The sequence below is a fragment of the Candidatus Poribacteria bacterium genome (assembly GCA_026706025.1).
Taxonomy (GTDB): domain Bacteria; phylum Poribacteria; class WGA-4E; order WGA-4E; family WGA-3G; genus WGA-3G.
In genome coordinates this window covers 16,777-39,961 of record JAPOZO010000032.1, presented here as the reverse complement: position 1 = coordinate 39,961, position 23,185 = coordinate 16,777, and the positions used below count along the sequence as shown (strand labels likewise).

The 23,185-nt window shown below is 47.4% G+C and carries 22 protein-coding genes; 6 read left to right on the top strand and 16 right to left on the bottom strand.

Annotation, left to right across the window (positions count from 1 at the left end):
- Nucleotides 1-6 precede the first annotated feature (6 nt).
- Nucleotides 7-642: a ThuA domain-containing protein gene (locus OXH00_07385; GenBank protein ID MCY3740825.1), complete on the top strand. Its 636-nt coding sequence runs from the start codon at nucleotides 7-9 to the stop codon at nucleotides 640-642.
- 74 nt (nucleotides 643-716) lie between these two features.
- Here the strand turns inward: OXH00_07385 and OXH00_07380 are convergent, their stop codons facing one another.
- The 5 genes from OXH00_07380 to OXH00_07360 form a co-directional block, all read right to left on the bottom strand.
- Nucleotides 717-2,045 carry a sulfatase gene (locus OXH00_07380; GenBank protein MCY3740824.1) on the bottom strand — a complete coding sequence of 443 codons (1,329 nt, stop codon included), beginning with the start codon at nucleotides 2,043-2,045 and terminating at the stop codon, nucleotides 717-719.
- A 21-nt stretch (nucleotides 2,046-2,066) separates the two neighbouring features.
- Nucleotides 2,067-2,297, bottom strand: a complete 231-nt coding sequence (locus tag OXH00_07375) for a hypothetical protein (GenBank protein ID MCY3740823.1) — start codon at nucleotides 2,295-2,297, stop codon at nucleotides 2,067-2,069.
- A gap of 292 nt (nucleotides 2,298-2,589) precedes the next feature.
- Entirely contained in the window at nucleotides 2,590-3,642 is a 1,053-nt protein-coding gene (locus tag OXH00_07370; protein ID MCY3740822.1) for a Gfo/Idh/MocA family oxidoreductase, read from the bottom strand.
- Nucleotides 3,643-3,818: 176 nt separating this feature from the next.
- On the bottom strand, nucleotides 3,819-4,835 hold the full coding sequence (locus OXH00_07365; GenBank protein MCY3740821.1) for a zinc-binding dehydrogenase: 1,017 nt from the start codon (nucleotides 4,833-4,835) through the stop codon (nucleotides 3,819-3,821).
- Between the two features lie 49 nt (nucleotides 4,836-4,884).
- Nucleotides 4,885-5,262, bottom strand: a complete 378-nt coding sequence (locus OXH00_07360; protein MCY3740820.1) for a hypothetical protein — start codon at nucleotides 5,260-5,262, stop codon at nucleotides 4,885-4,887.
- Between the two features lie 369 nt (nucleotides 5,263-5,631).
- Here OXH00_07360 and OXH00_07355 point away from each other — a divergent pair, with 369 nt between their 5' ends.
- The 5 genes from OXH00_07355 (at nucleotide 5,632) to OXH00_07335 (ending at nucleotide 12,055) form a co-directional block, all read left to right on the top strand.
- Complete coding sequence (locus OXH00_07355; protein MCY3740819.1) at nucleotides 5,632-5,964, top strand: hypothetical protein; 333 nt, start codon at nucleotides 5,632-5,634, stop codon at nucleotides 5,962-5,964.
- Nucleotides 5,965-5,995: 31 nt separating this feature from the next.
- Entirely contained in the window at nucleotides 5,996-7,156 is a 1,161-nt protein-coding gene (locus tag OXH00_07350; GenBank protein ID MCY3740818.1) for a tetratricopeptide repeat protein, read from the top strand.
- An 88-nt stretch (nucleotides 7,157-7,244) separates the two neighbouring features.
- Nucleotides 7,245-7,988, top strand: a complete 744-nt coding sequence (locus tag OXH00_07345) for a formylglycine-generating enzyme family protein (GenBank protein MCY3740817.1) — start codon at nucleotides 7,245-7,247, stop codon at nucleotides 7,986-7,988.
- Nucleotides 7,978-10,110 (top strand): FG-GAP-like repeat-containing protein, encoded by a 2,133-nt coding sequence (locus OXH00_07340; GenBank protein MCY3740816.1) that lies wholly within the window; start codon nucleotides 7,978-7,980, stop codon nucleotides 10,108-10,110. Before OXH00_07345 ends, OXH00_07340 begins: the two co-directional genes overlap by 11 nt.
- 40 nt (nucleotides 10,111-10,150) lie before the next feature.
- Nucleotides 10,151-12,055, top strand: coding sequence for a hypothetical protein (locus OXH00_07335; GenBank protein ID MCY3740815.1), 1,905 nt, complete (start codon nucleotides 10,151-10,153; stop codon nucleotides 12,053-12,055).
- A 905-nt stretch (nucleotides 12,056-12,960) separates the two neighbouring features.
- Here OXH00_07335 and OXH00_07330 read toward each other — a convergent pair.
- The 11 genes from OXH00_07330 to OXH00_07280 form a co-directional block, all read right to left on the bottom strand.
- Nucleotides 12,961-14,304: a DUF1552 domain-containing protein gene (locus OXH00_07330; protein MCY3740814.1), complete on the bottom strand. Its 1,344-nt coding sequence runs from the start codon at nucleotides 14,302-14,304 to the stop codon at nucleotides 12,961-12,963.
- A 480-nt stretch (nucleotides 14,305-14,784) separates the two neighbouring features.
- Entirely contained in the window at nucleotides 14,785-15,423 is a 639-nt protein-coding gene (locus OXH00_07325; protein MCY3740813.1) for a sigma-70 family RNA polymerase sigma factor, read from the bottom strand.
- A gap of 158 nt (nucleotides 15,424-15,581) precedes the next feature.
- Entirely contained in the window at nucleotides 15,582-15,950 is a 369-nt protein-coding gene (locus tag OXH00_07320) for an STAS domain-containing protein (protein ID MCY3740812.1), read from the bottom strand.
- A 342-nt stretch (nucleotides 15,951-16,292) separates the two neighbouring features.
- A complete protein-coding gene (locus OXH00_07315; GenBank protein MCY3740811.1) occupies nucleotides 16,293-17,333 on the bottom strand; it encodes an SMP-30/gluconolactonase/LRE family protein in 1,041 nt (346 codons plus the stop codon).
- A gap of 37 nt (nucleotides 17,334-17,370) precedes the next feature.
- Nucleotides 17,371-17,688 carry a transcriptional regulator gene (locus OXH00_07310; protein ID MCY3740810.1) on the bottom strand — a complete coding sequence of 106 codons (318 nt, stop codon included), beginning with the start codon at nucleotides 17,686-17,688 and terminating at the stop codon, nucleotides 17,371-17,373.
- Nucleotides 17,685-18,005: a type II toxin-antitoxin system RelE/ParE family toxin gene (locus OXH00_07305; GenBank protein ID MCY3740809.1), complete on the bottom strand. Its 321-nt coding sequence runs from the start codon at nucleotides 18,003-18,005 to the stop codon at nucleotides 17,685-17,687. The genes OXH00_07310 and OXH00_07305 overlap by 4 nt, the downstream gene beginning before the upstream one ends.
- A 96-nt stretch (nucleotides 18,006-18,101) precedes the next feature.
- Nucleotides 18,102-18,599: a T9SS type A sorting domain-containing protein gene (locus tag OXH00_07300; protein MCY3740808.1), complete on the bottom strand. Its 498-nt coding sequence runs from the start codon at nucleotides 18,597-18,599 to the stop codon at nucleotides 18,102-18,104.
- Nucleotides 18,600-18,622: 23 nt separating this feature from the next.
- The gene (locus OXH00_07295; GenBank protein MCY3740807.1) at nucleotides 18,623-19,081 is read right to left on the bottom strand and encodes a cohesin domain-containing protein; all 459 of its coding nucleotides are present in this window, start codon (nucleotides 19,079-19,081) and stop codon (nucleotides 18,623-18,625) included.
- Nucleotides 19,082-19,123: 42 nt separating this feature from the next.
- The gene (locus OXH00_07290; GenBank protein ID MCY3740806.1) at nucleotides 19,124-19,522 is read right to left on the bottom strand and encodes a helix-turn-helix domain-containing protein; all 399 of its coding nucleotides are present in this window, start codon (nucleotides 19,520-19,522) and stop codon (nucleotides 19,124-19,126) included.
- A gap of 35 nt (nucleotides 19,523-19,557) precedes the next feature.
- A complete protein-coding gene (locus OXH00_07285) occupies nucleotides 19,558-20,619 on the bottom strand; it encodes a hypothetical protein (protein MCY3740805.1) in 1,062 nt (353 codons plus the stop codon).
- 2 nt (nucleotides 20,620-20,621) lie between these two features.
- A complete protein-coding gene (locus tag OXH00_07280; GenBank protein ID MCY3740804.1) occupies nucleotides 20,622-23,063 on the bottom strand; it encodes a DUF1592 domain-containing protein in 2,442 nt (813 codons plus the stop codon).
- Nucleotides 23,064-23,185 lie beyond the last annotated feature (122 nt).

Below are 23,185 nucleotides of genomic sequence, written 5' to 3'. Positions count from 1 at the left end.
GACGAAATGGAGACTCTTAAATTACTTATATTTGTCGGAACCGAAGGAATATACCACGATCATGCCGGAAACGGGCAGTTCCTGACATCTATGCTGAACAACACCGACACCATTGAAGCCGATTTCTCACAGGACTACAATGTGCTCGCAGATGGACTTGAAGGATATGACACTGTGCTTTTCTACACCGATGTTGGGGAACTCACAGCCGCACAAGAGAATGGGCTGCTCAACTATATCCGAACAGGCGGTGGATTCTTTGGACTACATACCGCGGCCGCTTCGTTCAGGGAAGCAGAAGGCTACCACGGTATGCTCAACGGGTTCTTCGACGGGCACAGTCCGTATATGGACTTCACCGTTAATGTCGGCGATCCGAATCATCCGATTACTGAAGGTTTATCTGATTTTGAGGCGACAGATGAACTCTACTACCTGAAGCATAATCCTGATACATCACACCATCTGATGCACGCCTACGATGAGACGAAAGATGAAACGCACGTCATGGCGTTTCACCATACCTACGGTGAGGGTAGGGTCTTCTACTTCGCGCTCGGGCACGATATGGCAGTACTTGAGAATCAGAGTTTTCAGACGGTCATCCGCCGAGGCGCGCTATGGGCAGGCAATCGGCTTTAGGCAACCCGGACAATTCGTTTCGTATGTTCGGGCAGGTCTCTATGCCCACCCGAACATAGCTCTTTTTAGTGGGACTACACCATTTCGCGCGCCGGATAGTGCTTATCACCCGGTGACACGTCTGTCGGATCGTTCAGCACAGCCGTCTCTGGCGGCACCATAATCTGGTTCTCGCTCACCGGGTCATCCGTCTCTGCGCGCCACTGCTCTAAACGGTCTCGCATCTCTACCAGGACATCCGCATAATTGGGATCCTCTGCAAGGTTATGCGCCTCTGACGCATCAAACACGACATCGTACAACCGCTCCGATTCAACCGGATCATCACCCCAACCGTGCTCCATCATAAAGGTTTTGCTGATGCTATCGTCACAGTTCGGCAATGCCCACTTTTCCGCATTGTCATAGCGTCGGATGTATTTCCACCGCTTGGTCCGGACAGCACGCTGCGGTTCATAACAGCAGTGATAGTTGACTTCAGCAAAAATAGCGTCACGAATATCGTCCGCTTCGCCGCGAACTAACGGTAGAAGGGAAGTGCCTTGCAGCCACGCAGGCGCATCAATACCTGCCAATTCGCAAATAGTGGGGAACAGATCAATTTGACTAACCAGACCATCCACGACTTGCCCACCATCAAAACCGCCGGGACCGCGGACGATGAGCATCACACCGATACCGTGATCACTGAGATGGCATTTCATTCGGGGGAAGGCGAGTCCGTGGTCAGTCGTGCATATCACGAGCGTGTTTTCAGCGATTCCGTTTTCCTCAAGTGCGTCAAAAACCACACTCATTTTCCTATCAAGCGTCCGGGCTGCATCTATGTATTCTGCCATATCTTGTCGGGTTACAGGCGTATCAGGGAACGGTGCTGGCGGTTTGACATAGCGCGGATCCGTCTTCGGTTCGCCCTCTGGTGGCGGATCAAACCCTTTCGCTCGGCGATGTGTCTCACCAAACCCGACATCTAAGAAGAAGGGCGCATCATGTTTCTCAGCGATGAAGTCGCGTGCGCGTTCTTCGGCACCTGCGCGCACGGTGCCTTGAGATAAAAGTCGTTGGTAACCTGTCTCTTTTAAATCTCGCACGACGTGCTGGAATCCTGCCAAGGCGGTGGTGTAGCCGGCTTGATTCAAGGTGTAGGTTATGAGGTGCTCCGGTACCGGAAGACTCCAACCGCGGTTTGCCAATCCGCCCATACCGCAGCTATGTGCCCACTGTCCCGTGAGGAGTGCCGCTCGCGATGGCGAACAGGTCGGGTTTGCACAAAACGAGTTTCGGAACACGACACCCTCTTCCGCGAGTTTCTGTATATTCGGTGTCGGAATCGCATGCCCGTAAGGTTGCACATACCGTCCCGTGTCGTGTGAGTGGATATAGATTATATTTGGTTTGTTCATATTTTTACTATAGAAAGTGGATTAAGACGATTTCTCTGGGTCTAAATGCTGTAAGTGGGCCCACGCGGCATCCTCCTCCGGACGAAGCCAGTGCTCAGCAAGCGCTGCTTCACTTAGCAGGGCAGTTTCAGGAACATTGAGCTCCTCGCTGAAAATCGTTACGAACGCCCGGGCAGGTTTTGGCAACGCAACCGGTTCCACTAATTTTACATTGCCTTGTTCATCAATTGTAGCTTCAACGGTTTTTAACATGATTCACCTCAGTTTCAGTGCGTGCAAAGCACCTCAAACAATAATGATGAATGTGGTGGACACAGACAACTGATATTATCCAATTGATAGATTGAGTATACAACACAACTTTAAGAATGTCAATAATTTTTTTGTATCTCCTGTTTGCAGTTCTTCCAGTTTCCAATTTCGCCTGAGCAGCGTCTATTTAACCAAACAAACCTAAAACGGATACCTTGGTGGCAGCGGCTAATCCCGCGGGGCATACGCAATTGAAATCGACGAAAGCCTATCTATTACCGGCAGAATGCCACTAACGCCGCGGTATAGGTGGGTTTGCCTTGTAAATCTCCGTTAACAGATGCATGGCGTGTAACGATTCTTCTTTGCCGTATTGTGGACACTGATGCAGACCTGCAGCAAGGCAGCGGTGAATCGCTTCGGCTTGGTACAAGAAACCGTGTTGATTTGGGGAGGCATTTCGCATGCGCACTGTCCTCGGTAACGGATACTCGAAGGTGTGGAGTGGAGCAGGGGCATTTTCTGTTCTGTACTGAGAAGGCACGCCATTTGGTGGCGGGATTCGGATAGAGAGACGCGTCGGACAGTGTGCCGGACGTTCGAGCGTAATGCGTCCTTTTGTGCCGACGAGCTCTGTCACCTCTGGTAACTCTGAGTTCCGGGGTGGAAATGTCAGCACTGCGCACTTATCTTCACCAAATTCTACAATCGCACCACGCGCATATCTACCTGTCGCAACGATTGCTGTCGGTACAGCAGCCGCGCCGAAGCCGAGTGGGACAGCTTGGATCGTATAAATCGGGTCGAAAAAATCTGACTGGACGAGGACGACTTCACCGATAGTACCATTCTCAATCTCGGTTCGAGCGTGTTCCACCGCCGGGAAGAAGCGGGTCCAGACACCATCCTGCAGCATCACGCCTTTCTCTTCAGCGGCAGCGTACATTTCCCGCGCTTCAGAGATATTCTCGGCAAACGGTTTTTCACATAGGACATGTTTACCTGCTGCAATCGCAAGCAGCGTGTGTTCCTTGTGCAATCTGTTGATCGTTCCAATGTATATAATGTCTACATCATCAGCTGCTACCATTTCTCGGTAATCGCCGTAGGCGGTAGGGACCCCGTATTGTTTTGCAAATTCTTTTGCGCGGTCTATTTCGCGCGCTGCGACAGCGGTTACAGTCGCGCCTTTGCAGGCGTGTAAAGCCTCTACCCACATCCCTGAGATTCTACCAGCACCGAGAATGCCCCAACGTAAAGGGAACGCGACATCACTTGCATTTGTGAGACCGAGACGAATGTCTAATGGTGTTGAGAGGGGTAGGTTGTTTGTCATAGCATTCATAGCGGTCCTCTTTCATCAAAACGGGACAAATTAATTGTAGAACTTACGCATTCTCTCTTAAAGTCCCCCTGATAAGGGGGATTTAGGGGGTTTAAAGGGCGAAAGTTACTGGTTTTTTACGTCTCAATGTTCGATATTTGCTCAATTTGCGTAACTCCTGAATTGGATAGCACCTTCTATTTCCATGCATCAAGAACAACTTTCCCGCAGTTATGGGTATACTGCAATGCCCATGCCTCCTGAATCTGGCTCATAGGGAAGGTGTGTGTGATGAATGTATCCAGTTGATCCTTCACTTGTGTAATCATCCGCATCATAGCAGGTGTGTCTACGAGGTTATAATGCCGTGTGCCGTGTAAGGTCAAGCCGTGATTGATAAGAACCCCCCAGCTCTGAATTGCCACTTCACGAATGCCACCGATCAAGGAGATATGTCCTTTCGGGCGCGACGCATCAATCAATAATTGGACTGCTGCCGGAGCTGCTGAGCACTCCACACCTTTGTCAACGCCTCTGTCACTGGTCAAATCCCGAATCTGATTGACGGCATCCTCGTCTTGTGGATTGACAACTTCGGCTGCGCCGAGTTTTTTAGCGAGGGCTGCGCGATATGGGTGGCTTTCAACAGCTATGACGCGCGCACCTCTGTACACGGCATTAATCACACCACCAAGTCCAATAGGTCCCATCCCTGTGATGAGGACGGTATCAAGCGCGTTGACATTCATTAACCGCATTGCATTAAATGTCGATCCAAGCCCGCAACACGCCATTCCGGCATGATGATAGGAGAGATCTTCTGGAATAGGCACCAGTTGCCAGTCCTTTTTAAGGATGTACTGTGCATAAGTTGCTGTCACGCCAGTCTGTTCGGGAATGTTTGGGGATCTATGGTCGTTTGGGCAGTGAGCATATTCGCCTGCCAAGCAGAGATAACACTTTCCACAGGGGTAGTGTGGCATCACGACAACACGGTCGCCTACCTTGACAGTGCCCTCCTGTGCGATTTCCACCACTTCACCAGCGGCTTCGTGTCCGAAACTGTCGCTCTCACCTTCATTTTTGAAACCTTTGTATTCCGTACACATAGGTGCTGAATGAATTTTGACGACAACGAACTCACCCTTAGCAACCGGGTCTGGTTTGTCGATTAATCCCGCGCTTTCGGGACCGAATTTTGCAACGACTTTCATGAAGATCTCCACTTTTTAATGATATAAACGGTATGACTCGGATTAGATGCTACCAGAAGGGACCGCCGTGCTTATGGAAGCCGTTGGCGACAGCTAACACGACCAAAGCAATCATCGCCAGACCGAAAAGTCCGATGGCAACATAAAGATCAGCATTCCCTTGGAAAGCGAAACTTTTTTCCAAACGTTCGTTTCCGGATTGCCGAGCCTTTTTCGTTAGGACCTGTTTATCGTAAGTTGTCAGTTTCTGATCGCCCGGAGATGCCAGGGCTGTCCGTTGGTCCAGAAACCGTTGAATCCGCCATGATTGCCACTTCCGTAACAAAAATCGGCATAGGATGACAGTGCCAGTGGTTGCGAATAAAACCATTGCTCCGATACACCAATCTGTCAAAGGTAGGTGCCAGGGTAGGTGTTTACCGTCCATCGTTTTCTCCTCAAAGAACACAACGATAACGTTAAAAATGAAAGAAAATATAACCGAGTGGAATTACCTATTATGAAATTATAGCAGATTTTGATGCCTAAATCTAATTAAAACGGTATTTCCGTAAAGCCATTCAGTTCTCGGTTTTTAGTCCAATTTTGGATTCCTCAGGCCCGGTAGGTGCGGTTTCCTAACCGCACCGAATCCTGAAAAAAGACGAGAAACTCTATAATTTCTTAAAACTAAATACCTCTAAAAAGAAAATAGATTCCGCTTGACATTACGCGTATCTCATAATAAAATAGACCCAAATTGATGCCTCAACGATCTGTTTAGGAAATCTGCCCACATTTGAAAGGGTGATGAACTATGAAATGGTTTTCAAGTAAAGACGTTGCAATCCCGTTTGGGCTTGGTCTCATGTGTGCGCGTTTTTTTGATAGTCTTTGGTTTCTGCTTGTTGTCGTTTTTGTTTTCTACTGTGTGTTGTCTTTAGTGGAATGGCTACTAAAGCGGAATGATACTTCTTGGCGTTTTCCGGCTAAAGGCTTTCTAATCCTGTCTGTGTCTGTTTTTTTCTTTGGGCGTTTTATTGATAGTGGTTGGCTGCTGCTTACTATCGTGATTCCTTCTGTAGGTGCTTTATTTTTTTTCAGCTGGTTATTGAAACGGAAAACGGAATCGAAACCTGAAGAAGTTTGACTTTCCAATGTCAGTTATATTTCTGGATGATATGAAACTATTCAAATACACCTTCACGCCTCTCATATTTCTCCACGCGCTGCTCGCAATTGCCGCGCCACGGTTTCACCCCGAAGCGGCACGGTTGTATGATGCAGGAGTGCGCGCCCTCACACATGGAGAACAAGAGAAAGCGCGAACTGCTTTAGAGAAAGCAGTCGAACTTGATGGATCGATAGCGGACGCGCACTGCATTTTGGGATTGATTTATAAAGGTGCCGAGGAAATCCATGCCGCGGCTGAAGCATTTCAACGGGCGACAATCGCAGATGAAAACTATATTGAGGCATATTATGAACTCGGTGATGTGCTACTCACTCACTTAGGGGACACCACGCAGGCGACACAAGTCCTACAGAAAGTAGTCGCTATAGATGCCGATCATGCGCGGACGCGGACTCTATTAGGTATCGCCTATTTTCGTGATAATCTAACCGATGCTGCTATTCGTGAACTTCAACACGCTATTAAACTGGATCCTACATCACAAGCGGCGCGCTACACGCTCGGTACTGCTTTCCTTCAACAAGGCGCGTGGCAATCTGCTATTGATACTTTCAAGAAACTAATTGAAATTGAGCCGTTCCACGCGAAGGCATATTTTAGTTTGGGCACCGCGTACCGTCGTATTGGGGAAACAGAAGTAGCACAGAAGAGTTTACAACGTTTCGAGGTGCTATCTATTGAGGAAGAGCAGTTGACGCATCTTAAGCGATTTGTGCAGCAAAACGCTACCGATGCCGAGGCGTGGTACCGACTGGGTAGAATCCAATTGAAGCGGCAGCTTTGGCGTGATGCAACGCAAGCTTTGGAACGTTATGTCACACTCGCACCACAAGAGACGCGCGGCTATGAAGCACTCGGTTATGTTCAGTTTCAACGGCAGAACTATAAGCAAGCGGCGGTGATGTATCAGAAAGTCATTCAGCAGAAACCAAACGTCGCGACTTACCGTAACAGTCTCGGTGGTGCTTACTTGATGTTAGAACAGTATCCTAAAGCGATAGAACAATACCAAACCGCTATCCACTTAAAACCTTCCGAACCACGCTTCTATCTGAATCTCTCTAAGGCGTATGAACTCGCTGGTGCCCATGCAGAAGCCGAGAAAACCTATAAAAAATATGAGCGTCTTACATCAAAGTCGAAATAAAACAACCGCCAGGACATATTCACTTGTCTATCGATGGGCAAAATTCCTAATCCTACTTTTCATAATTGTGGGGTTCTTACCTTATGTCTTGGCTGAATCTGATCTGTGCCTCATCCCTGCTGGTACTTTCATAATGGGCAGTGATGACGACCTTCCGAATGAAGCACCAGCGCATAAAGTCTATCTGGATGCCTACTATATAGGTAAAACCGAGGTAACCAACGCTGAATATTATCTGTTTTGGCTTGAAAGCGGTGGAACCAGCAGTGAACATACACCCATTAGTTATGAAGGCGCGTTCGGCACTTGGCCCGAGATCGCAGCGACAAAGCCGAACTACCCTGTCATCGGGGTCTCATGGGATGCTGCTACTGCTTATGCAGCGTGGCGAGGTATGCGGTTGCCCACTGAAGCAGAATGGGAAAAAGCCGCTCGCGGAACGACTACTCGACGGTGGCCCTGGGGAAATACCTTCACGCAACGGATTAAAGGCACAACCGTTCATGCAAACGTTTGGAAACAGTCTGGGGCACACCTAAAACCCGTTGGAACTTATCCTACAGGCGTAAGTCCTTACGGGGCACACGATATGGCAGGTAATGTCTGGGAATGGGTGGCTGACTGGTATTCAGAAAATTTCTACTATCACAGTCCTGATCGAAACCCGAAGGGACCCACGGTTGGGAGTCGGCGTGTTGTGAAAGGCGGTTCGTGGTTAAATCCAGAAATGATAGCGAGGTGTTCCGTACGCTTCGGGCAGCATCCGTCGATCGGTACCAGTTTCATCGGATTCCGTCTCGCGAAAGATGCAACTCCCTCATATGAAAAGTAAAAACACACTCCTTTTGGTTATATGCCTTGTATGTATATCACCCTTGTTAGGTGCTGAGGCGATCCAATTCGTTGATATAACCGAAAAAGCGGGCATCAATTTCCGACACGTCAACGGTGCTGAAGGCGCGTACCATTTGCCTGAAACCCTCGGTGCTGGCGGCGCGTTCTTTGATGCAGATAACGACGGATTTCTTGACATCTATCTCGTCAACAGCGGTTATTGGGACAAATCACCATCAGCAAAACAGGCGACGAGCGCACTCTATCGCAACAATCGTGATGGCACTTTTACTGACATCACAACGGCTGCAAGGGTGGCAAATCTTGGCAACTATGGACAGGGAGCGACATGTGCAGATTATAACAACGACGGCAACGTAGATCTTTATGTAACCAATTTCGGGGCGAACGTGCTCTACCGCAACAATGGCGACGGTACCTTTACGGATGTGACGGGCTCTGCAGGTGTCGGCGACCCAGGATGGAGCAGCAGTGCTTGTTTTTTCGACTACAACTCCGATGGGTATCTTGATCTGTTTGTTGTCAACTATCTTGTGTATTCGCTTGATGTTACTTACCTGCCGTGTGGAGAAGACGGAATACACACCTATTGCCATCCGTCGTTATTTGAAGGCGCGCCTGATAGACTCTATCATAACAACGGGGACGGCACCTTTACAGATGTTAGTCAAGCGGCGGGTGTTGGTGGAGTCGGTGGCATGTTTCACGGGAAAGGTTTAGGGGTCGTCTCAGCGGACTTTAACAACGACGGCGCGCCTGATCTTTACGTGGCAAACGACGACACCCGAAACGATTTCTTTTATAATAACGGCGATGGCACATTCAGCGAAATCTCGCTCCTCGCCGGATGTGCTTACAGTTTCAACGGGGTAGCGCAAGCCGGTATGGGTGTTACCATCGGGGACTATAACAGCGACAGTTGGCTTGATATTTTTGTCACGAACCTCTCCTACGAGACTAATGCCCTCTATCGGAACAACGGCGATGGCACCTTCACGGATGTAATTTATGAGGCACATCTCGGAAAAGAGAGTTATTTGTATGTCGGGTTTGGGACGGGGCTCTTTGATGCGGATAGTGATGGATGGTTAGATCTTTTCATTGCCAATGGACATATCATTGATAACATTGAAGACACACACGATATCCTTACGTATCGCCAACCCGATCAACTGTTCCGTAATAACGGAGACGGCACATTCCAAGAAATTTCAGAGAGCGCAGGCGGCTATTTTCAACGCCTTGCGGTGAGCCGAGGCACACTCTTCGGTGATTATGATAGCGACGGCGATGTTGACATACTCGTTACACAAAATAGTGGTCCCGTAACTTTATTGCGAAATGAAACGCAAACGCAAAATAATTGGGTGTCGGTTAAAACTGTTGGTGTGATTAGCAATCGAGACGGGATCGGCACGCGTATCACTATGGTGGCTGGTGAACAGACACAGACGCGGGAGGTAAATCCAGGATCGAGTTACATGTCCACCCGCGACGCTCGGTGCTATTTTGGCTTAGGGGCAAATACAACTGTTGATAGACTTGAGCTGCGGTGGCAGAGCGGCGTTGTGCAAGTCTTTGAAAATCTTCCCATTAATCAGGAACACGTCATTTCCGAATTTTCCGATACACCCGAGGATAGGCTTTTCAAAGCAGTATGGACAGAAAATATTGCAGCCCTTCGCGGCACAAGCATAGATGTAAACCTAAAAGATGCTGTAGGGCGGTCCCCTTTACGCATTGCAGCCGAAAAAGGAGACATCAATGCAGTGACGTTCCTCATTGAAAATGGAGCAGATGTGAACGTAACGGATGCCAACGGTAATACATCGCTGATTTTTGTTATCAACAAGACAGGAAATCTGGAGATCACCGAACGATTGCTTGAAAAAGGCGCAGCAGTAAATACGCAAAACGGTAACGGTGAAACAGCGTTGATGTATGCGGCGTGGCGCGGACATGCAAATATCGTTCGGCTTTTACTTGAAAATCGTGCCGATGCCACCCTAAAAAATAGGCGGGGCGACACGGCGTTGACGCTTGCGGAATCACAAGGGTATCCTAAAATTGTGGAGATGCTCAAAACGGCAATAAAATAGGCAATGCCAGTCAAGATTGAGGAAACAGTAGGAGAACTTAATGGCTCTAACCCGCGGTGTCACCCTAAAATCAGTTACATTAGCACTTATCCTGATCCCGATTAACTGCTATTGGATTATGTATACGGAAATGGTCTGGTGGGGTCTCTTTCCGACGACGATGTCGCTCTTTTTCAATGCAGTCTTTTTTCTTTTTATTATTACGCTCTTTAACCTGCTGCTTCGGCGAGTAAAACGGCAGTGGGCATTGACACACGGCGAACTCCTTGTTATCTATGTGATGCTTTGTATGGCGAGTGCTATTGCATCACACGACCACGCACAGGTGCTTATCCCGATGATCGGACACGTCTTCTGGTTCGATACGCCTGAAAACGAGTGGCGAGAATTGCTGCACCGGTACATACCGACATGGGGAACAGTCCAAGATAAACGAGTTTTGGAGGGGTTTTACGAAGGACAATCCACGGTTTATGACACAGAGATTTTACGGGCATGGTTAGGACCGACATTGTGGTGGACGAGCTTTATTTTAGTGCTTGTCTTTGTTATGCTCTGCATCAACGTTGTACTACGCAAACAGTGGACAGAACGCGAGAAACTCGCCTATCCGATTATCCAACTGCCGTTGGAAATGACGCGGGACAGTGGCGCAAACTTCTTTCGCGGTCGGGTATTTTGGACAGCGTTTATTCTCGTTTCACTCCTAAACCTTATTAACGGACTTAGTTATCTCTTCCCGACAATTCCTATCGTCGGCGTTCGGTTTCGGAATATCAGCCACTTTTTCACTGATAAACCGTGGAATGCCATCGGGTGGACCCCTTTTTCTATCTATCCATTTGTCATTGGACTCGGATTCTTCATGCCGTTGGATTTGTCCTTTTCCTGTTGGTTCTTTTATCTGTTTCGCAAGATGCAGCGCGTCGGTGGTGCAATCATCGGGGTGCGAGGTTTACCGGGATTCCCTTATGACCGGCAGCAATCCTTGGGGGCATATCTCGGCCTTGCTATTTTCGCGGTATGGGCAAGCCGTAAATACCTCGCTGAGGTCTTCAAGCAAGTCGCCACAGGACGCTCAAGTCTCGACGAATCGGTTGAACCGATGCGGTATCGTGCCGCGATCATCGGTATTGTGTTAGGATGCATCTATCTTATAGCGTTTTCTGTGAAGATAGGCATCAGCATTTCGCTCGGTATCGTCTTTTTTGTCATGTATTTTGCCCTGTCAACGGGGATCACGCGCATGCGGGTGGAATCCGGCGCGCCTGCGCATGACTTACACTTTATGGGACCCGATTACGCCCTACCTGCGATTTTAGGGTCACGTGGCATGGGGGGGGCTAATCTGACAGCACTCTCTTTTCTGTTTTTCTTCAATCGCGCACACCGCAGCCATCCGATGCCGCATCAATTGGAGGGTTTCCAACTCGCTTCACGGGCGCGATTTAACCCGAAACCCTTGGTGTGGGTGATGCTTTTGGCAGTGCTTGTGGGTTCTATTGGCTCATTCTGGGCATATCTGCATGATGTTTACCGCTTTGGGTCATCGGGAAGTTTCGCACACCATCCTTTCAACCGGCTCCAACAGCAGCTCAATTTCCCAACAAACCCGAACATCCCTGAAGTGACATTTATGGGTATCGGCATGGGGTTCACGTTTCTTCTAATGTTTCTACGGATGCGATTCTTTTGGTGGCCCTTCCATGCTGTCGGTTATGCTGTCTCGGGGGCAGCGGATTGGTGTATGAACTGGCTCTGGATCTCACTGATGATTAGCACAATCGCAAAATGGCTGATTATTAAGCAGGGTGGCTTGCAATTACACCGAAAGGCGGCACCTTTCTTCCTCGGTTTGATCCTTGGCGAGTTCGTTGCGGGCAGTCTGTGGAGTTTCTACGGCATGGCAACAGAAACACGTATCTTTCCATTTAAGGACTGGTAATTCACTTTTCCACCTATAAGGTCCCTCTAAAATTAACCGCATCTAAATTTACACCATTTATACTTATTGATAATGAAACCCATTATCAATATAGTTTTGCCAAAGTAATGATATTTGACGATAAACCTACACGATATATGGGTTTGTGCGCTTTATATTCCGAAAATCTGACACCTGAATTTTGAGGGGTTAGTGTGATACTTCCAAGCGCATCCGAAGGGTTGGGTGCTTGTATCCGAGATAGGTTGTCGGGAAAATGTTGGGGGTAGGGTGAAAATTCGTAGGCGTTCGATGTGATTTATATTTCACAATATGATAAAATTATTCAGTTGTTTGCTATCTCCATGTGGCGTTTCAAGAACGGTAGGGGTCAATCTAAGAAAAGAGTTATAGGAAACCGAATATCCCAGGTCGGTAGGTGCGGTTTCCTAACCGCACCGGATACTTCGCGAAAACTTTCAGTCCCGTAGGTGTTTTTGCTTGGGTGTTTCCCCAAGGTTGAACGGATGTCACCGAAACCCGCCAAATTAGAGAAAAACACAACTTTCTCCAGAGAAACAACCGCCACCAGAGACCGAGTGAAACCCAACGTTTTGCCTATGAAGTTCCCGGAACACTGACAGTGTAAAGTTGGGTTTCACTACGTTCAGGAATAGATATGGCCGGATATTGACTTTCAGAGGTGTTTGACCTGTCAACAGTCCACTCCTCAGTGCCGTTCAACCCAACCTACGGGACTTCAAGAGGAACCCCACTGAAAATCTACTAAATTGACACCTATGATGTGGTCTGAAAATGCACTGTAAACACCAAGTTAGTACATAGGTCGGATTGCGCAGAGGCACAGCGAAAAAAAAATGGCGAGGTTAGGAACCTCGCCAGCAAGTACATGGGAAATCGTAGCTTTAGGAAAGATCGGGCAAACTACCAGTGCTATCGCCTATTTGTGCTAAATTGACATCCATACGGTTGAGCATTGACATCCAGAGATTATTGAGCGGTGTCTCTTTTGGATAGCGGATATGGCGACCACTTTTAAGCGTGCCACACCCGTTACCTGCGAGCAGAATTGGGAGGTCGTGATGGCTGTGTCGGTTGCCATCTGCGTTTCCACTGCCATACAAAATCATTGAATGGTCTAACAGCGAACCGTCCGCTTCAGCAGTTGCGTCCAGTTTTTCCAAGAAGTATGCCAACTGCTGCATGTGGAAGACGTCGATTTTACGGATTTTCGCCACCTTCTCCTCGTCACCACGGTGATGCGACAGGTAGTGATGCCCATCAGTGACATTGACAGCCGGATACGACTTATTGCTCCCTTCATTTGCTAACGTAAAAGTCACAACACGCGTCACATCTGTCTGGAAGGCGAGTACAATCAGGTCCATCATGAGTCGGACGTGCTCTTGGAAGTCTTTAGGAATTTCTTCAGGTGCGATGTAATCGGGTCTTTCGATCGCTGGGAACTTCTCGGCTGCGTCAATTCGCAGTTCTATGTCCCGGATAGCGGAGAAGTACTCATCAAGTTTACGCACATCGTTCCCGCTGACTTGACGGATCAAATCCTTTGAGTCCTGCATAACAAAGTCGAGGATACTTTTTCGCTGTTGATCGCGTTGGGCCCGTTCGGTGTCCGGCATGGTCGAGAATAGGCGTTCAAAGGCGAGTTTCGGGTTAACCTCTTTCGGAAGCGGCTGCGTTGCGGAACGCCACGACAGCGTTGCAGAGTAGACGCAGCTATAGCCGGAATCGCAGTTTCCTGATCTGTAACCCGGATCAATTCCGAGCTCCAGTGACGGAAGACGGGTCTGTGTGCCGATGTGTGATGCTGCCGCTTGGTCAACAGAAATGCCGGCATGAATATCAGAGCCGTCAGTTTTACGGGGTTGCGCGCCTGTCAGGAAGGCTGCCATCGCTCGGGCGTGGTCACCCCCACCATCGCCGTTGGCGCGTGCTTTATCAGCCGTTAGACCACTGAGTACCAGTGTTTTGTCCTTTACATTCTCTAACGGTTTCAGAATATCAGTAAGCGCGTAGTCAGCACCTACCTGTTTCGGGGTCCAATCCTCCATAATCTTTCCGTTCGGCACATAGAGGAATGCCATCCGGTTCGGTACTGTTTGTGTTGCACCTGCGGATGCCGCTGCCCACGATGTAACAGGTCCCATCACTTCCAACCACGGTAGAGCAATGGTAACGCCTAAACCCTGTAGAAATGTTCGACGTGAAAGTTGTTTTGATGTGTTCATAGCTTTTCCTTCGTGATGTCACCTATCACTTAAAAGCAAGAAACCTCAATTTTATGTATGCATAAATTATATTATATTTTTACATCAATGTCAAGTCTTTGTTTCAAGGAAATGCCTGGTTCTAATTTGCTAAGATCCACCTACTGCTTTGTCATGTTTGAAATGATAGGCGATCCTATTTATTTTCCGTATCAATTTCCAGTCCCACACCGCTCTTGTTGTAGGAGCGAGTGTTTTTGCTGGGGGTTTTGCTTGGGGTCTTTGATAGGGTGTTTCTGCGGATTTCTGCGGATTTCTTGTCGCTCGCGATCTTTGTCCCCTTCAACTTTGGCATGACATAGCACTACATTAGATATATCAGGGCTATAGCGTCAAAAAGAAAATATAAAAAGGCGATTGCGATCCAACATCACTGCCGGTATCAACAACCGCCTCTACGTTTGAAGCATTTCTATTTTCAAGATAACGCCTCCCAAGAAGTTAGTCTGCTAAACCCAGTTCTTGCGCCGCGTTTGTCAGTTTGACGGTCACTTGTCTCACCAGTTGGCTGACGCGCGACTCGGAAAGCTGCAAAATTTCGGCAATCTCACAATTCCGTTGATCCTCACGAAGACAAGCGAAAACGGCTTGTTCGCGGGGGGTCAACACCTTTAAAAGTGTAGGCAAGGCGGATGCAAAACTGATGTCTCGGACGAGTTCATCCTCAAAGTCAGCATGCAGGTTTAGAGCCGTACCTAACCGCGCGACATACTGATTCGTTCCATCATCAATGCCGGTGTGCGGATTCCAATTGAGAAGCTCACGATTGCTATGGCTGAGCTCCTTACCTTTTGCATCCATCAAAGCCCCACAGATCCGAGGGCGGATGAAAGTTCCGAAACTTGCACCACTTTCATGCGATGGGTTGAACTTAGGTCCCTTTTCAACAAGCGTTAAAGAAGCAATTTGTAACATATCATCGCGGAGATCAGGACGTTTCGGTGGCGCAGACGACATACACGCCGCACAGCACTTCAAATCTGGCAAAAGTGATTTTACGGTTTTATTATCCGGTTGGAAAATGCCCTGATGTTTGTACGCTGGACATTTTATATCACCTGATTGACATTTCAAAGCCATCTGTTTACCCTCCATTTTCAATTGATGAGAGGCAATTCCCGGCTACATATATTTATTTTAAAACATTCAAAGTAAAAAATCAAGTTTATCTTAGCGGTCGGTGTGTAAAGTTTTTAGCATTAAGTGATTCCATTCTCTTATAATGTGGTAGTAAGCTGTTATTCATCCTGCGCAGGCAGGTTAACACGGTTTGATAGTATTGCGACTGCAATATCCTCATTGTCGAAATGCTCAAAGATATTAATAAGACGGGTTCGGATAATCAGGCTTTTGATGTTCATACCTACATTGATAACACCGATACGCCCTTTTTTCCGCCTCGCTACAATATACGCCTCTACCAATGTTCCGAGGCCCGCACTGTCAATCTTATTAACCCGTTTGAAGTCGATGAGAATGCCTGACATATCAGAGGCATCCATCTGAGAAATAAGTTTTTCTCGAAATTGCGACGCTGCAACGCCTATGAGTTTCCCATATGGTTTTAAAATCGGAACGCCACCTTTCAAGTGCATTATAGTTGTCATGAGCTTCCCCCTTTTGCTTGAATTGTCTCTCCTCCAAGGTTAAACATATTAGATGCATCAATAATCTATTCACTGATTACCGATTTATGCCCGTCTATCCTATTAATTATAGAGATGAAACTGGAAAAGTTTAGGGTAAACTTCATTTTTTTTCAAAATTTGATAAAAAAATGTGCTGCTGTAGCAAACTGAACGGTTTTAAACGAGGGATAAAGACTGTTGATGGATAATGATCGAACCTATTTGAACATGGACGTTCAGCTGCTACTTGTCAACATAGGAGGGACGCAGCGAGCTGATCACTCACTGCGTAGGGTAGGTTATCTGTATGAGAGGGACGCGTTAAAACAGTGGTGCGCCTTGCGCTTCAACATAAACCGAGTACAAAGATTGGCTACCTGTCATAAAGAGTCTGTTACGTTTCACACCGCCGAAACAGATGTTGGAACAAATTTCTGGGAGGTGAATCTTACCGATAAGCGTTCCGTCCGGTGCGAAGATGTGCACACCGTCGTAGTCTTCACCGACCCAACCCGTACCTGTCCAGACATTACCATCAGTATCGCACCGAAGCCCGTCAGCGGCACCGGGTGCCATCTCATGGAATACCTGTTTATTATTTAACCGTTCACCATCTACCACATCGAAGACAGTGATATTTTTAGGTGCCCCTGTGTCCGCGATATAGAGCTTCTCGTAGTCAGGCGAGAAGCAGATGCCGTTCGGTCTTTCAAGCTCTTCCGTCACAACAGTCGCTTTCCCAGTGACAGGGTTGAGACGATAGACAGAAGTCGGCAATTCAAACGGTGCTTTATGCCCTTCATAATTGAACAGGATACCGTATCCCGGATCCGTAAACCAGATATGCCCATCCGGATGGACGACCACATCATTCGGGGCGTTGAACCGTTTGCCTTCAAAGTTATCAATCAGGACAGTAACCGTTCCGTCGTATTCGGTGCGAGTGACGCTGCGTGTACCGTGTTCACAACTGATGAGCCGACCTTGCCGATCGCGCGTATGACCGTTGGTGTAGTTAGAGGGTTTACGATAGACGCTTACTTTACCGGTGGCTTCCTGCCACTTCAGAATACGGTTGTTCGGAATATCGCTCCAGAGGAGGTACCCACCATCACCAAACCAGACGGGACCCTCAGACCAACGCGCACCTGTCCACAGGCGTTCCACAACGGCGTTCCCGATTTTATATTGCGCAAAACGCGGGTCGATAACTTCAACCGCTGGATCAGGGTAACGGGTAATCGGCCCCTCTTTTGAGGGAATATCTGCCAAAGCGGTCAGGGGATTGAGTACCGGTAGAACAGCACTGACACCCAGACCTCGTAAAAATGTTCGACGTGAAAGTTGTTTTGATGTGTTCATGCGTATTTCCATCTGAAAATTATGAGCCACACGCAAATCATTGTGGGCTGTTCTCAAGTGACTCTATTGAAAACTTAAAACCGAGTCCACGCAGAATTGGACCAATTGTGTCAAATTGCAGAGTCCCATTTTCGGATAACGCCTTGTAAATACTCTCGTGACTCAGTTGGGTGTGCTCCGCTAATTTTGATAAATCGCCTTGAGCGTTTGCGACATCTCTGACTGCAAGCAAAAACGCTTCAATATTACCATCTTCCTCATATTCCTCAAGTGCTACGGTAAGATATTCTTTCGCATACGCCGAATCTGCCAACCGCACCTTGAGGCCCTCTTCGTAGTTCTTATATTTTCTCATCGTATTGATTCCTTAAAATGCTGCCAGTATCGTTTTGCTATCGCAATGTCCCTCTGCTGCGAATTTTTAGTTCCGCCTGTTAGAAGCAAAATATGTTCACTCCCGATTCTACCAAAATATATCCGGTAGCCAGGACCGAAATCCAAACGGAGTTCAAACACACCGTCGCCTATTGAACGATGGTCGCCTAACAGACCTAACCGGACCCGTTTAAGGCGGTTATCAATCCGCGCCCAAGTTGGATTATCTCTGATTGAAGAAAGCCATTGCTCAAATGGCTCATTCCCATTTTCATCCTTGTAAATCCCTATATCCATAAAACAATTATACACCGAAAGCGAAAAATCCTCAAGAGAGTTGCCGTTGTTTCGGCGAACTCAATATCTCTATCTATTTTCCGTATTGAACACACGCTACTTTATTACCAACATTCTGTGGGTAGCCCTGAAATCACCCGCCAACAGCGTATAAAAGTAGACACCGCTTGCCACTGGTTCACCTACTTCATTCGTCCCATCCCAATACGCTGCACGGTCTCGACTTTGGTAGATACCAGCAGGCTGATATCCTAACGCCAACGTACGAATCAAAATACCATCTACAGAATAGATAGACAGAGTGATCTCTGTTGGTTTCTCCAACTGATAGGGTATCCACGTCTCCGGGTTAAACGGGTTTGGGTAGTTCGGCAGAAGGGCAGTGTTTTTAGGGATTAATACGGTTAGCAGTTGTTCAAGCGTCAGTATACCCCGTTGGAACATGGAATCTGCCAAATTGACTTTATGTGCCGCACGCAACCATTGTTGCACATCGGCTGTCGTGAGCATCTCGTGCGTATCCGCATAGACTCCTGGCGCGGTCGCCGTATCTCCAAAGGCTCCGGCGACCAATACAAGGTCTATGATATCCACGCTTCCATCAGAATTAACATCTGCTACATTTTCCCACCTTTTCCAAAATGAGTAGCAACAAGCACTAAATCTTGGATATTAATAACACAATCCTTATTCACATCTTTGATGTTGAAGGTCGCGCAACCTTCTGCGATAGCACTATTTAATAACTGTGTGCCTTCAATCCATGCATAAGATTTATTGCCTTCATTGTTAGATAAAATAACATCTCGTAAAGATAGTTTAGAACCTTTAATTGCGTTTACTTTAAATTTGATAGTCGCAAGGGTTCCATCACCGTTACTACCGATACCAGGTAAGGAAAGCGCAGCGAGTTGAACTGTTCCTGAATGCTGATTCACAATAGGCTGAACGGGTACGCCTTCAGATAGATAATTCCCGTATTCAGTTTCTTGATACGTAAGCGCGTCGGGATCAAATTCTGATGAAGTCCGAGAAATAGCATAAAAAAAATTGAAAGGCATAGTTTTTTCATGCAATAATTTTCCTTTGACAAGCCGATTTTTCCCGCGTCACAAGACTTATGCGTCCGTGGCGACTGAAAGACGCTCGCGCGTAGGCTTCCGCTGCCCAATTGGATGATCCTTATCCTTAACTTCAGAATTTGGGCTCGCAGTCGCTATCGGTTCAATTGACAGCCGACACCCAAGTGCCCGGAGAATGGTGCTGAACGTATCGAGCCGTGGTGCGACTTTACTGGTGAGCATGTCTGATAGTACCTGTGGCTCAATATTGATTTTCTCGGCAAGTTTGGAGACACCCCCTTGTGCTTCTACAACGGTACGGATCTCACTGAGAAAAAATGAGGTATCGCCGTCCACTTGGTACTCTTCCAATGTCACTTGAAGATAATCAATTGCGTCATCCCTGGCAGAAAGTTGTTCCATTAGTATTTCGTGCCATATTCTGTATTTTCTCATGGGTGTGCTTCCGTCGCTTTTTTCAAAGTGTATCCTTACATCAGATTAGACGGCGTATAAAGTTTGCTATACGTCAGCATAATCCGATTATGAATAAATTCATATTTCTCAGGGCAACAGGAGCGGAGTTTATCGGGATACACAAAATAGAATCCGATACTTTCTGCCATATCCTCATCTGGATTTTCTGTATAAGCGTAATCTGTTACAAACGCTGATCGTTCTTGAGTCGTTGACCAGCCGGATTCACTTGAATCTCGGAACCAACCCCCAAGTTTCGCCCAATCCAATTTAAGTTGTTCATTAAAAACATACCACCATAAAAAATGTGCCTTTTCGTGAGCAATTATTTTACGCGTATCATGACGATGATACGGATCGCGAAGAAAAATAGATTCAGCAAACGTTATATAACCGCGACTTATCATTGCCGAACTGATGCCTCTATCCTCGTCATCAATGCCATCAATTCTGCGAACTATATACTTTAATTGGGGTGTTTTATGTAATGCTTGAGGGAAGGCTTCAAGGACGGACATAATCAGCATCAGATCGTCATTTCCAAAATCCGAATAACCTTTTGCTGTATTGTTTTTGGTACGCTGCGGTAATGCAGCATGAGAGGGAACATCTATACCATACCTGTTTTGCATTATTAATTCTATTACGGCTCTATTTGTCCCATTCTCTGTTATGTATTGAACGACAGCATAATATAGGTCCTTGTCCGGCGACAAAATCTCTTCAGATCCCTCAACAGGAAAGATATTTCTACTCATCGTAACGAGTTTTAACTTATCTCTCGATTCGATTTTAATACCGTTTTCTAAGTCTTCATCACTTATATGCCATCTGGAAAACTGTAGATTCAGACCTAACGGCATGGATTTAAAAACCTTTAAAAGCGCAGCAGCATCTTTTGTCGTCCAGGTCGAATCTAAATATACAGAATACTTTTCCTCCAACGCCAAGTGAGAAGCGTATTTTTTCTCCCGCTGTGAAGTCGGATTTTTATTAACTGTTTGATAACCAGATATATAACAACTCGGTTGTAGAATTATGATAGCAAACAGAACGAAATTACTGATAGTTCGCATCGTCAATTATCCTTGGTACCACGTCGCAAACGGAAGGGATCACTTTTAACAATTTCAGTAATCAGTACAGAACTTCTGTAACCTTCGGCTTCAAGTTGTGCTACGATTTGGTCAACAGTGGGTCGGTCGTAATATTCCAAGCCTCTACCTAAAGCGTAGATCAACATCTTCTCTGTCAGGCATCGCACAAATTCCGGTTTTCTGTCTTTAAGTATCTGCTTCAGGTCTGCTATACCGTCAAAAGTGGTGCCATCTGGAAGTACGGCAGTTGTATCAATCTCCGAGCCGCCATCTTTTTTCCGAAATGCACCGATAGCGTTATAGTTTTCGAGCGCGAATCCGATCGGGTCCATTTTCGCGTGACAATTAGCACAAGCAGGGTCTTCTCGGTGCTGTTCGAGCAGTTCTCGCAAGGTTGTTGCCGAAGTCTCTGCCTTATCTTCTTCTAATTCTGGGACATCGGGCGGTGGCGGCGGCGGCGGTGTACCGAGTATCTGCTCCAAAACCCAACGTCCGCGTTTGACAGGCGAAGTACGAGTTGGGTTAGATGTCACTGTTAGGACACTCGCGTGGGTAAGTATACCGCCGCGTGAGGTGCCTTGCAATGCAACGCGCCGAAACGCACTGCCCTTAATCGCTTCACCACCCGGTACAGTTTTTTCCTGATATTTCCAGTTCCCCTTGGTGTCAGCAATACCGTAGTGGTTTGCCAATTCTTGGTTAAGGAAGGTATAATCTGCGTCAAGTAAATCAAGGACGCTCCGATCCTCACGGAAGATGGATTCGAGGAAGAGTTCTGTCTCCTTTAGCATCGCGGTTAGCCACCTACGACGGAAGTGCGGAAATCGTTCACGATCAGGGGTAACTGTTGCCAACCGTTGAATTTGTAGCCACTGCGTGCCAAAGTCGCGTGCCATTTCTGTCGCTTTCGGGTCCGCCAACATCCGTTTAACTTCTGCTTCAAGATTCGCAGTCAACTGGTTTTGCGATGCGAGTTCAAAGAGTTCATCATCCGGCATACTCCGCCACAAGAAATAGGAGAGTCGTGAGGCAAGCTGGAATTCGTCAATCGCGTATGGCTCTGGACCTTGCGGACGGTCATCTAACTCCAACCGAAATAAGAACTTCGGTGAACAGAGGATAACTTTAATCGCTTCCTGAATGCTTGCTTCCCACTTCGCACCATCGGCTTGAATCGCGCCTACAAACTGCACGAGCTGCTCTATTTCGGTTTCAGTTGGCGGGCGACGGTAACCACGGCGAAGCAGACGAGTCAACACTTCACGCGTCTGCTCTATTTGCGGAATATCCGGTGTGCATGCCAAAATTTCGAGTTGGGTGTCGGGGCGAGTGTCCAACGGACCTTCCGCCCAGAGTGTCCGAATCTGTAGTTTCGCCGACGGTTCACCGTCTGTCGGTTTAACCATCGCAATCCCTGCATTCTCGATGTTCGGGATACCACTAACAAGATACTCAACAGTCTGTGTCTTTTTCGGGTCGCGGGAGGTAATCTCAAAGGTTTTTAGAATCTTAATCCCGTTATCCGCTGCTGGATCCACGCCGACCAATCGTGCGAGTGCTTCTGGCGGAGAAACTTCCGCTAACGCCTCACCCTGAATAAATAGGGCGACTTCAACGGGTGTTTCACTATCAGTCTCAGCGTAGAGGGTTGCCTTGTAGATGATTTCTTCATCAGGGAACATCTTGAAAAAGGTTGCACCTGTCATAAAGGGGCCAGATTTCCACGCCTCTGTCGCCTTTGGGTCGAGCAGTCGGAAACGTTGATCAGGAACATCATCGTGGCGTGGATTAAGGCGCGACCCTCTTTGGTAGCGTTTCGAGGGCGGTGGCGGATCCACTAAAATGACACGCGTCGCGATCGCTTCTGCCGCTTCAAGATAGCGTTCCATCAGAAGCGGCGACATTGTCAGTACATCACCGATATGATCAAATCCGTGTCCGACATCATCCGCTGGGAAGTTTTCGGTGGGATCGAAATCAACACCGAGCAGGTCTCGAACGGTATTTTTGTATTCGACTTTATTGAGGCGGCGGACAGTTATTTGCCCTGGATCCGGTTTTGCCGTACGGTCTGCGTGTTCAAAAATCGCCTCAATATGCGCAACAAAGGCATCAGATGCTTTCATCGTTGGTTGATGCTCACTCTCCGATGGTGGCATATAGCCTGTCGTTACCATATCTAAGACCCTGTCCCAGACATCACGGTTCTCAATGAGCGACAGATCATCTGAAAATGCGTTGAGCGCAAGTTCTGCTGCAGGTTCATCGCCAGCGTGACAGTTGAAGCAGTATTTTTTCAAGAATGGGAGACCCTCTTGCGCAAAACCGGAAGGTGTCTCTTCACCCGTTTTAGCGGCGAAGGCAATGAGGATCAATATCAATGTTAGGCAGAGGCATTGTGGGATACGATTGAACGAGATCATAGATAGACTCCCGCAAGATACACAATAGGGTTTATTTCCTTACTTATGGGTAATTGCTTGTATCTGTTTATGGCTTGGTTACTGTATAGAGTAATAATACCACAACTTTTTACGTAAAGTCA